This is a genomic window from Pseudomonas sp. LBUM1645 (assembly GCF_059716185.1).
Map to the genome: position 1 here is coordinate 1,920,547 of NZ_CP166811.1, position 7,719 is coordinate 1,928,265.

Below are 7,719 nucleotides of genomic sequence, written 5' to 3' on the forward strand. Positions count from 1 at the left end.
ATTACGCCAATCATGCCGAAAACCATTCACGTGCTCGCCTTTGCCAATGTGCAATTGCTCGACGTCACCGGGCCGTTGCAGGTGTTCGCCTCGGCCAACGATATTTCCCGCCAGCAAGGTTTTCCGTCACCTTATGCGCCGTCGGTGATTGCCAGCGGCGGCGGGGCGGTGATGTCCTCGGCGGGGTTGGCGCTGTTGGCCGAGCCGTTGCCCGAAGAGGGTAGTGACACGTTGATCATTGCCGGTGGCTGGGGCGTTTACGACGCGGCCGAAGACCAACCGCTGGTGGCGTGGGTACGTGAACATGCGACGGGGTGTCGGCGGGTAGCGTCGGTGTGCACCGGGGCATTTTTGCTGGCGGCCAGCGGCTGGCTCGATGGCCGGCGGGTGGTCACTCACTGGACCCGTTGCGAGCAGTTGGCGCAGCAGCATCCGCGGCTGCAGGTTGAGCCCAATCCGATTTTCATCAATGACGGTCCTGTCTGGACCTCGGCCGGGGTCACCGCCGGTATCGATCTGGCGCTGGCCATGGTCGAAGAAGATCTTGGCCGCACGATGGCCCTGGAAGTTGCCCGGCAACTGGTGGTGTTCCTGAAACGTCCCGGCGGCCAGTCGCAGTTCAGCGTGACCCTCTCTTTGCAAAAGGAAGGCAACCGTTTCGACGAACTTCATGCCTGGATCAGTGAAAACCTCACCAAGGAGTTGGGCATCCCGACCCTGGCCTTGCAGGCCGGCATGAGCGAACGCAGTTTCGTCCGCCACTACCGCGCCGACACCGGCCAGACTCCGGCCCGGGCCATCGAACTGATTCGGGTCGAGACCGCCCGACGTTTGCTCAGCGATACCGGCGTGCCGATCAAACGGGTGGCGGTGCAATGCGGATTCGGCAGCGAAGAGACGCTTCGACGCAGTTTCCTGCGGGCCATGGGCGTGACCCCGCAGGCCTATCGCGAGCGTTTCAGCGTCAGCCCTCCAGCAGATCCAGTATCGCTCTGAGCGTTGCCTCGGGCGCTTCTTCGGGAATGTTATGCCCGACACCTGCCAGCACTCGCCGCTCATAACGCCCGGTGAAATGGGCGATGTCTTCGTCCATCTCCGGTGCCGGTCCGACGCCATCGTCCGCCCCACACAGGGAAATCGTCGGTACGTTGATCGGCGGCTGTCGGGTCAGGGCTTCTTCGATCCACTCCAGCGCCGGGTCGCCGGGCGCGTACATGAACCGGTGGCGGTAGGAGTGAATCACCACCTCGACGAAATCCGGATTATCGAAGGCCGGGGCACTAAGGGGATACAGCTCAGGGCCCTTGGTCCAGGTCGGTGACCACAACGTCCAGAGTAATTCACACAAGGCTCGACGATTTTTCGTCAGGCCTTCGACGCCGCGTGGCGTGTGGAAGTAGTACTGATACCAGAGGCGGTACTCGGTTTCCGGGTCCAACGGTTCGGTGGAATGGGGAATGTCCTGAAGGTTGTAACCGTCGCCGGTCACCAGGCAACGAATACGCTCGGGCCATAGCGCCGCCACGATGCACGCCGCCCGACCGCCCCAGTCGTAGCCGCACAGGGCGGCTTGTTGAATGGCCAACGCATCCATCAGATCCAGCAAATCCTGAGCGAGGGCGGCTTGTTGTCCGGAGCGCAGGGTGTCGGGGTGGTTGAAACGGGTCGGGCCGTAACCGCGCAGATACGGGACGATGACGCGGTAGCCCTTGGCGGCGAGGGCTGGGGCGATTTCGTCGTAGGCGCGGGGGGAGTAGGGGAAGCCGTGGAGGAGGATGACGGCTTCGCCGGTGGTGGGGCCGTGTTCTTCGTAGGCGAGCGACAGACTTGGAGTTTTGGTGAAGTGGATCAGCGCTTCATTGTTCATTCGACACTCCAGAGAGGTTGAATTTGCCTAATTCCTAGACTTCCACTTCCGCCACTTGATTGAAGTACTTCGACCGATCCGGCGTAAACGTCACCACCATGTTGGTCCGCGAACAGGTCAACGCCCGTTCTTCACCCAAATCAATGTCCAGATCTTCCCCGCGTAACCCTTGCCACTGAGCGAGGTATTTGAGGGATCCGTATTTTTCGAGTTTTTTCAGGCTGCGGCTGACGCCACCTTTCCAGCCCAGCACCGGGAGTTCGCCGGCAAGGCAGCGTTGGGCGAGTTCGGGGAAACGGGCGGCGCGTTGGCGGCCGATTTCCCAGCATTTGATCAGGCCTTTGTCCTGGCCTTCCCACAATTCATCACGGTTCAGGCCTGACCGGAGTGGGGTGTCGATGCTGCGGTGGATGCGCTGGGTCATTCTGGTTCCTTGAATTCGGGTTTTGTTGGACAGCTCCGCTGTACCCGTTGACGGTCGATGGTAGGGGGGGAAGTAACGGCTGGCAACAAAGGATTTTCGGGTGTGGAGGCGGGTTTTGTTTAAGCAATGTAAGGCTTTGGCCTACGCAAAACCTGTGGCGAGGGAGCTTGCTCCCGTTCGGCGGCGAAGCCGTCGCAGACTCCGCCACCGCGTTTTATCTGACACACCGAGTGGGGCTGCTTCGCAGCCCAGCGGGAGCAAGCTCCCTCGCCACAGGGCTACCTGGTTTCACGGCTGCCAGAAACTCTTCTCCCCACTCAATTTCCGATCCAGAAAACTCGCCGCACTGATCAGTGCCAAATGCGTCAGCGCTTGCGGCGTATTGCCCAGATGCCGCGCATGGCTGTCGAACTCTTCGGCGTACAACCCCAGCGGGTTGGCGTACCTCAGCAACTGTTCAAATTCCAGATGCGCCTTTTCCACCCGGCCGGCGCGGGCCAGGCATTCGACGTACCAGAATGAGCACGCGGCGAAGGCGCCTTCGGTGCCGTCGAGGCCGTCGATTCGGGTGTCGTCATTGCGATAGCGGTAAACCATGCCGTCGCGCACCAGATTCTTTTCGATGGCGTCGAGGGTCGCGAGCCAGCGCGGGTCTTTGGCGCTGACGAAACGCACCAGCGGCATCAGTAGCATTGAACCGTCGAGGGCGGTGCCGCCGATGTACTGGACGAAATGTCCGCGTTCTTCGTTCCAGAAGTTTTCCCAGATGTCCGCGTAGATGGCCTGTCGGGTCTGGTCCCAGCGGGCGAACGGGGCGGGCAGTGAGCGTTTTGAGGCGAGGCGAATGGCTCGGTCCAGTGCGACCCAGCACATCAGCCGCGAGTGCAGAAAGTGATGCTGCTCGCCGCGCATTTCCCAGATGCCGACGTCCTTTTGCTCCCAGGTTTCGCAGACCTGATCGACCACTTCCACAGCGTGTTTCCAGCCTTCATGGGAGATGGCGTCACCGTATTTGTTGACCAGGTACACCGCGTCCATCAACTCGCCGAAGATGTCGAGCTGGACCTGATCGTAAGCCTGATTGCCAATCCGTACCGGTGTCGCACTGCCATGGCCGGAGAGGTGCGAGAGTTCGGTTTCCGGCAGTTCCTGGCGGCCGTCGATGGCATAGAGGATGTTGAGTTTCATCGATTTGCCGTGGCAATCGCTGACCCGCCCGCGCAGCCAGCGCATGTAATCATTGGCTTCCTGAACGAAGCCCAGGCGCATGAACGCGTAGACGGTGAACGAGGCGTCGCGGATCCACGTGTAGCGGTAGTCCCAGTTGCGCTCGCCGCCAGGCGTTTCCGGCAGGCCGAAGGTCGCGGCGGCGAGGATCGCCCCGTGTTTGCGCGAGGTCAGCAGCTTCAGCGCCAGGGCCGAGCGATTGACCATTTCCCGCCAGCGGCCGCGGTAGTTGGATTGGCCGATCCAGTCGCGCCAGAACTTCAGGGTTCGTTCCAGGCATATCGTGGCGACGCCTTCCTTGAACCGCGGATCGTCGATACCGCCCAGCATGAACTCGGCGGTCTGGTCCTGTTCGAGGGTGAATTCGGCGACTGCCGCATGGCCATCTATGCGTAAAGCCTGATCCGAAGACAGGCGCAGGGACGGCTGATTGGCGGCCTCGAAGGTCACGTCTTCTTCATCCATGCGCGCGCGGGTCTTGGCGCGAGCGTAGTCATGGCGCACGGCGCAGCGCATATAAAACGTCGCCTGGCCGCTGACCACACGAACCCGGCGCATCAGCACCGGCGTGGCATCTTCGCTGTCGCCGATGGGCAGCAGGTCGGTGACTTCGACCACCGCGCGGTCGCTGAGCCATCGGGTTTGCAACACATTGGTGTCGGGCAGGTAAATCTGCTCGCGGCGAGCGTCGGGTAAATCCGGGGACAGTTGGAAAATCCCGGCTTCAGGCGTATCCAGCAACGAACAGAAGATCGATGGGCTATCGAATTCCGGCCAGCAGAAAAAATCCACACTGCCCTTGTCGTTGACCAGTGCCGCGCTGCGCATGTCGCCGATGATGCCATGGGCATCGATAGCGCTTTGTCGTTCGGGATGATGATCAGCCATTGCCGCGAAACTCCGGATAAAGGCTCATGCCGCCGTCGATGAACAGAGTGGTGCCGACGATGTAGTCGGAGGCATCGGAGGCGAGGAAGACCACCGCGTTAGCGATGTCCTCGACATCGCCGACCCGGCCGTAGGGGATGAGTTTGAGCAGTTCCTGCTCATGGTCGCCTTCGGTGGCGGCTCGGTTGATGGCCGTACGAATCGCCCCCGGTGCGATGCCGTTGATGCGGATGCGTTGGTGGCTGACTTCCTGGGCGAGGGTTTGCATCAGCATGTCCACGCCGCCCTTGGACGCGGCGTAATTGACGCGACCGGCCCAGGGGATGCGCTGGTGCACCGAACTCATGTGGATGATCTTGCCGGCGGCCCGGGACACGCCTTCGCGAACACCTTGCTGGTTGAAAATCCGCAGTGCCTCGCGGGCACAGAGGAACTGGCCGGTGAGGTTGACGCCAATCACCTGGTTCCAGTCGGCGAGGCTCATGTCCACGGCCGGTGCGTCTTTCTGCATGCCGGAGTTGGCGACCAGAATGTCCAGAAAACCGAAGGCTTCGAGGGTTTGCGCAAACAACCGTTCAACGTCTGCTTCTTTCGAAACGTCGGCACCTATGGCGATGGCCCGACCGCCTTCAGCATTGATCTGCCGGGCCAGTTCTTCAGCGGGAGCAGCCTGGGAGTTGTAGTTGATCACCACGGCGGCACCGGCGGCGGCCAGTGCCTTGGCGGCTCCGGCGCCGATGCCTGAACTGGCACCGGTGATCAGGGCGACTTGTTGGTCGAGGGAAATCTGCATGAATGTCAGCGCCTTGAGTTGAGGGCTTAACTAGCTGACTGGTTTGAGTTGCAGAGAGTTCAGCTGCAAGGTCAAAAGATCGCAGCCTTCGGCAGCTCCTACAGTGGAATGCGATCTCCTGTAGGAGCTGCCGAAGGCTGCGATCTTTTGATCTTCAAGGCCTTCACATTGAACCAACAATTAGCTGCTTTCCCCTTGATCAGTCTTTGTGGCAACTTGCAGGCCCTTGTTGAGACATGCACCTATGGCAAACCCCTACCGCGAGCTGTTCAAAGCCCCAGGCAGCGGCGCTTTTGTGCTGGCAGGGATGATCGCGCGCATGCCCATTTCCATGACCGGCATCGGCCTGATCACCATGCTCTCGCAATTGCAGGGTGGCTACGGACTGGCTGGCGCAGTGGCGGCGACGTTTGCCCTGGCCACGGCGTTTTGTGCACCGCTGGTTTCGCGACTGGTGGATCGTTTCGGGCAGCGCCGGATCTTGCCGGTGTCGGCGCTGATCGGTGGCGGGGCGTTGTTGCTGGTGTTGCTTTGCACGCGCTTGCAGGCGCCGAACTGGACGTTGTTTGTGTTCGCCGCGCTGGCCGGTTGCATGCCGAGCATGTCGGCGATGGTGCGGGCGCGCTGGACCGAGGTTTATCGCGGCCAGCCAGAGCTGCAAACCGCTTATGCGTTGGAGTCGGTGCTGGACGAGGTCTGTTTTATTGTCGGGCCGCCACTGTCGGTGGGGTTGTGCGTGGTGGCGTTCCCCGAGGCGGGGCCGTTGGCGGCGTTGCTGATGCTGGCGATCGGGGTGACGGCGTTTGTGCTGCAACGTGACACCGAGCCGGCGATTCATCCTCATGACGACCATCATCAAGGCTCGATCATTCGTTCCAGCGAGATTCAGTTGCTGATGCTGTTGATGGTCGCCATGGGCACCATCGTCGGCGTGGTGGACGTGGTCAGCGTGGCGTTCGCCCAGCAGCAGGGCCAGCCGGCGGCGGCGAGCATTGTGTTGTCGGTGTATGCCATCGGCTCGTGCCTGGCCGGTTTGGCGTTCGGCGCGTTGCGCTCGAAACTGCCGTTGCCGCAACTGTTCCTGTACGGCGGGGTGGCGACGGCGGTGACCACGTTGCCGTTGCTGCTGGCGACGAACATTCTCGGGCTGTCGCTGGCGGTGTTCGTCGCCGGGTTGTTCTTTGCTCCGACGCTGATTGTTGCGATGGCGTTGGTGGAGCGCATCGTGCCGCCGGCCAAACTCACTGAAGGCCTGACCTGGCTGGTGACCGGATTGAGCATCGGCGTGGCGATCGGTGCGGCCAGTTCCGGGTGGCTGGTGGATGCGTTCGGCGCGCGCAGTGGGTTCTGGGTGGCGATTGCGGCTGGCGCTGTGGTCCTCGGTTCCGCAGTCCAAAGCTTCCGCCACCTCAAGTAAATCAAACACAGAACCTGTGGCGAGGGAGCTTGCTCCCGTTGGGTCGCGCAGCGGCCCCAAAACCATCCACGGTGATTTTTCAGGTACACCGTATCTGCCGGTTTTACGTCTGCTGCGCAGCCGAGCGGGAGCAAGCTCCCTCGCCACAGTCCTGTGTCCGACTAATTCCCCTCGGCGCTCATCCGTTCTCTTAACAGACAACTTTTCGAGGTAAACCCGGTGACCCAGCTGACATTGCTCTGCCTGCCCTATTCGGGCGCGAGTGCCATGGTCTACAGCCGCTGGCGGCGCAAACTGCCGGAGTGGCTCAAGCTGCAACCCGTGGAACTTCCGGGCCGAGGTGCCCGGTTTGGCGAACCCTTGCACACCGACATGCGACGTCTGGCGCTGCAACTCGCGCAGGAACAAAAAGCCACGCTCAAGACGCCGTATGCGCTGTTTGGCCATAGCCTTGGCGCGTTGCTGGCCTGTGAGATGGCCCATGCGTTTCGCTCGCTGGGCTGTCCGGAACCGGTGGCGCTGTTCGCTTCGGGCACCGCCGCACCGACCCTGCGTGCCGACTACGACCGGGGTTTCGCCGAGCCCAAAACCGATGCCGAATTGATCGAACAATTGCGCACCCTCAACGGCACCAGTGAAGAGGTGCTGGCCAACGAAGAACTGATGAGCCTGACGCTGCCAGTGTTGCGCGCGGATTTTCTATTGTGCGGACGTTTCGAGCCGCAACAGCGCCCGTTGCTCAAGTGCCCGGTTCACGTGCTCGGCGGCAAGGCTGATCGTGCCACCACCGAACAGTTGATCGGCTGGAGCAAGGAAACCCACGGCAGTTTCTCGGTGGACATGCTGGCTGGCGGACACTTCTTTATCCATGAGCACGAAGCCAAGGTATTGCGGGTGATGAAGGATCAGCTGGAGGTTCATCATCGGCGGCATGCCATGGCAGTCAGCGCCTGACGCAATACCTGTGGGAGCGAGCTTGCTCGCGATAGCGGCGGCACATTCAATATGGATGTGACTGACAGACCGCTATCGCGAGCAAGCTCGCTCCCACAATGATTTTCGACACACAGACACTCCGCGTTCTACCTCCTTTCTGATACTTG

7 protein-coding genes are annotated in these 7,719 nt (G+C 61.4%); 3 read left to right on the forward strand and 4 right to left on the reverse strand.

Annotated features, from left to right (window positions below):
• The first annotated feature begins 12 nt into the window (after positions 1-12).
• A complete protein-coding gene (locus ACA079_RS08540) occupies positions 13-996 on the forward strand; it encodes a GlxA family transcriptional regulator (protein ID WP_497703191.1) in 984 nt (327 codons plus the stop codon).
• On the opposite strand, the gene ACA079_RS08545 is transcribed toward ACA079_RS08540, so the two are convergent.
• The 4 genes from ACA079_RS08545 to ACA079_RS08560 all read right to left on the reverse strand — a co-directional run bounded on the left by ACA079_RS08545 (position 965) and on the right by ACA079_RS08560 (position 5,199).
• Entirely contained in the window at positions 965-1,867 is a 903-nt protein-coding gene (locus tag ACA079_RS08545; protein ID WP_497703192.1) for an alpha/beta fold hydrolase, read from the reverse strand. The genes ACA079_RS08540 and ACA079_RS08545 overlap by 32 nt on opposite strands.
• A gap of 34 nt (positions 1,868-1,901) precedes the next feature.
• Positions 1,902-2,291, reverse strand: coding sequence for a hypothetical protein (locus ACA079_RS08550; protein ID WP_497703193.1), 390 nt, complete (start codon positions 2,289-2,291; stop codon positions 1,902-1,904).
• Positions 2,292-2,579: 288 nt separating this feature from the next.
• Positions 2,580-4,406, reverse strand: coding sequence for a glycoside hydrolase family 15 protein (locus ACA079_RS08555; RefSeq protein ID WP_497703194.1), 1,827 nt, complete (start codon positions 4,404-4,406; stop codon positions 2,580-2,582).
• Positions 4,399-5,199 (reverse strand): glucose 1-dehydrogenase, encoded by an 801-nt coding sequence (locus tag ACA079_RS08560; protein ID WP_497703195.1) that lies wholly within the window; start codon positions 5,197-5,199, stop codon positions 4,399-4,401. The genes ACA079_RS08555 and ACA079_RS08560 overlap by 8 nt, the downstream gene beginning before the upstream one ends.
• A gap of 244 nt (positions 5,200-5,443) precedes the next feature.
• Here ACA079_RS08560 and ACA079_RS08565 point away from each other — a divergent pair, with 244 nt between their 5' ends.
• Both ACA079_RS08565 and ACA079_RS08570 read left to right on the forward strand, forming a co-directional pair.
• Positions 5,444-6,616 (forward strand): MFS transporter, encoded by a 1,173-nt coding sequence (locus ACA079_RS08565; protein WP_497703196.1) that lies wholly within the window; start codon positions 5,444-5,446, stop codon positions 6,614-6,616.
• Positions 6,617-6,835: 219 nt separating this feature from the next.
• On the forward strand, positions 6,836-7,570 hold the full coding sequence (locus ACA079_RS08570) for a thioesterase II family protein (protein WP_497703197.1): 735 nt from the start codon (positions 6,836-6,838) through the stop codon (positions 7,568-7,570).
• Positions 7,571-7,719: the final 149 nt, after the last annotated feature.

What these genes read in the sequence shown, in the direction of transcription:
- ACA079_RS08540 (WP_497703191.1), top strand. Translation starts at nt 13, where the DNA reads ATGCCGAAAACCATTCACGTGCTCGCCTTTGCCAATGTGCAATTGCTC.
- ACA079_RS08545 (WP_497703192.1), bottom strand. Translation starts at nt 1,867, where the DNA reads ATGAACAATGAAGCGCTGATCCACTTCACCAAAACTCCAAGTCTGTCG.
- ACA079_RS08550 (WP_497703193.1), bottom strand. Translation starts at nt 2,291, where the DNA reads ATGACCCAGCGCATCCACCGCAGCATCGACACCCCACTCCGGTCAGGC.
- ACA079_RS08555 (WP_497703194.1), bottom strand. Translation starts at nt 4,406, where the DNA reads ATGGCTGATCATCATCCCGAACGACAAAGCGCTATCGATGCCCATGGC.
- ACA079_RS08560 (WP_497703195.1), bottom strand. Translation starts at nt 5,199, where the DNA reads ATGCAGATTTCCCTCGACCAACAAGTCGCCCTGATCACCGGTGCCAGT.
- ACA079_RS08565 (WP_497703196.1), top strand. Translation starts at nt 5,444, where the DNA reads ATGGCAAACCCCTACCGCGAGCTGTTCAAAGCCCCAGGCAGCGGCGCT.